The organism is Kitasatospora arboriphila (assembly GCF_039528095.1).
Classification (GTDB): domain Bacteria; phylum Actinomycetota; class Actinomycetes; order Streptomycetales; family Streptomycetaceae; genus Kitasatospora; species Kitasatospora arboriphila.
On record NZ_BAAALD010000207.1, the window covers coordinates 1 to 2,163 of the forward strand.

1 protein-coding gene is annotated in these 2,163 nt (G+C 57.1%); it reads right to left on the reverse strand.

The features are described from left to right. Window positions 1-155: 155 nt before the first annotated feature. Window positions 156-1,640, reverse strand: a complete 1,485-nt coding sequence (gene ltrA / locus ABD353_RS39465; RefSeq protein ID WP_004152765.1) for a group II intron reverse transcriptase/maturase — start codon at window positions 1,638-1,640, stop codon at window positions 156-158. Window positions 1,641-2,163 lie beyond the last annotated feature (523 nt).

Sequence of the window (2,163 nt, forward strand, 5' to 3'; positions counted from 1 at the left end):
GTGTGATCCCAGGGCCCGACCAGATGGAAACCGGCGATGGTTTTCTTGCCGAGGGTGGTGATGCTGTAGTTCATCTTGCCTCCTTTGGAGATAAATTGTCGCGGTAGGGATACCCGTTACCGGATACCCCCCGCACAGATCCCGGCGTGCGCGATTTACGCACCGGGCTCCTGCCTCGGGTGTCTGGCGGTGAACCGCTCCACAGGCCATGGATGAAGAACCCGAACCCTTGGTAGCCATGCGGCTGCCAGTTTGTTTGCTTTCGTCCAGGTCGTATCATCCTTCTGGCTCCTGCGCCTGAGCGCCCGGCGCCAGAGGTTTGTTACGTGTGTCCTGAACTTCTGCATGGTGGGGAAGTTGCCCGGTACCGAGTGATAGTTCAGGTATCCCTGAACCACTCTCCTGAGCCATTTTCCCTGTTCGGGGATTGAGTAATGCCAGCGCCTTCGCAGACCGTCTTTGATGGCTTTCAGAGTTGCCGTCATCCGATCCCGGCGGGTCTTTCGTATCAGCATGAACCTGCCGTTGCGATCTTTCCCGCTGATGTGCGTGAACCCGAGGAAGTTGAACGTTTCTGGTTTGCCTTTTCCCCTGATGGCACGGTTTTCGGCAGCGAAGCGGCCGAACTCCATCAGACGGGTTTTCTCCGGGTGAACCGTGAGTCCGAACTCCCTCAGTCTGCGCTGCATGGCTATACGGAAGCGCCGGGCATCGTATCGTTTGTCGAACCCGATGACGATGTCATCGGCGTATCTGACCATTACCACATTGCCTGTGGCATAGCGACGTCGCCACTGATGCGCCCACAGATCGAAGACGTAGTGGAGGTATATGTTTGCCAGCAGCGGTGAGATGACCGCACCCTGTGGGGTGCCTTCCTCCGTTGCTCGCCATTGACCCTCCTCCGACGTCCCGGCTGTGAGCCACTTACGTATGAGCCTGATTACCCTCCGGTCGCCGATCCGATGCTCTGTGAACCTGATCAGCCATTCGTGGCTCACCCTGTCGAAGAACTGACTGATGTCGGCATCCAGTACCCAGTTTACGTTAGTGCGTACCAGCCCTGTGGCCAGTGCGTCCAGTGCATCGTGCTGGCTTCGCCCGGGTCTGAACCCGTATGAGAACCCCATAAAGTCGTTTTCATAGACTGCGTTCAGGATTTTCACCAGCGCATACTGGACGATCTTGTCCTCCAGCGAGGCGATGCCGAGCGGGCGTTGTTTTCCATCCGCTTTTGGGATGTAGTGACGCCTGCCGGGCTGCGCCCTGTAGCTGCCCTGATGTAGCCTCCGGTGCAGATCTGTTATGTTGTTCTTCATGTTTCCGGCGTAGTCCATCCACCTGATGCCATCCACTCCGGCGGCCGCTTTCCTGCTCAGGGAGAGGAATGCGGCTTCCAGTGCTTCGACTGTCAGCAGGTGGAACAATGCTGTAAACCGTTCTTTCTTCCGCTGCTTCGCAGCTTCCCGCACGCGTGACAGCCTCTGTGACATGCTTTCCCGGCTCTGTGTCCGGCGCATGTGTGGCTGTTCCGCGTTCCCCTTGGCCCCGCTCCTTCGCTCCACTGACTCCGCTCCTTTCGGGTTGTTCGCCTGCTTCGCCGCTACTATGAGCGAGTCCGACTTCTCCTCTCCGTACATCACCGGCTATGACTCCTCGTCTTCCCGGTGCGGGCCATCTCCGACACTGGCAGATGGTCAGAGGGGAGATCTCCCGGTTCCCGCGTAGAGATCGTATTGACATGCCAGGGTCTCAGACCCCGCCGGGTCCATGTGGCACTCGCAGTATCGCACCCTATGATGTTGCCTTCCGTTAACAGTACAACGTCGGCACCCGGTAATTTAATATACATTTCGTGGCTCAATGGCTGGCCTGTCAACACCCCTGTCAACGCTTCGCCCCATACCTCGCGGTATGCAACGCATGACTCGGGGACCTTGTGGATTGCTGGTCCTTCAATGGTCGGGGACTTTCACCCCTTGATCTCTAACCGGTCTCCCGGCGCACACTGTATATATATACAGCCTTAAGCGAGGGAAAAAACGATGAAGTTCATTCCTGCAGTATCAGAAGCCAGCATAGTAAAAATTCCTTTGTTCACAGAGCGATGCCCTGCGGGTTTTCCGTCACCGGCAGCAGACTACACTGAGTCTGAACTGGATC